1 protein-coding gene is annotated in these 530 nt (G+C 34.5%); it reads left to right on the top strand.

Annotated elements, in window-relative coordinates:
• Positions 1 to 135: 135 nt before the first annotated feature.
• The coding region (locus HMPREF9010_RS00010) for an ISAs1 family transposase (RefSeq protein ID WP_008652061.1) at positions 136 to 530 on the top strand (395 nt) is incomplete at its 3' end.

Here is a 530-nt window from a genome sequence, read left to right on the forward strand (position 1 = left end):
GGCAGACGCATTATATTTTTTACTATATTCTCGTTTGTAATTTCCTTACTATATTGTTGGTTATTAACATATTATCATTTGCTAATGTCGATTATTTTCCTTATCTTTATAAGATATATTAAAACATAAACTAACATGAAAATTGGCATAATTGACCTTTGTAAACAAATAGAAGATCCTAGGATGAACCGCAAAAAAGTACATAAAATGGAAACTATTATCTATATATCCATTGCTGCTGTAATCTGTGGCGCTCAATCCTGGAATGAGATTGAGGAATTTGGCAATGCGAAAATTGCTTTTTTCAAAAGTCGCATACCTGGTCTGGAGTTCATCCCTAGTCATGATACTTTTAATAGATTCTTCAGTATAATAAAGCCCGAGTATTTTGAGTTGATCTTCCGTAATTGGGTAAAACAAGTCTGTCAGGAGGTGAAAGGCGTTGTTGCTATAGATGGCAAGCTCATGCGTGGTCCAAGCCAATGTGACGGAGAACATACTACGGGAAAAGAAGGATTCAAATTATGGAT

This window comes from Bacteroides sp. 3_1_23, assembly GCF_000162555.1.
In the GTDB taxonomy this organism is placed as follows: Bacteria; Bacteroidota; Bacteroidia; order Bacteroidales; family Bacteroidaceae; genus Bacteroides; species Bacteroides ovatus.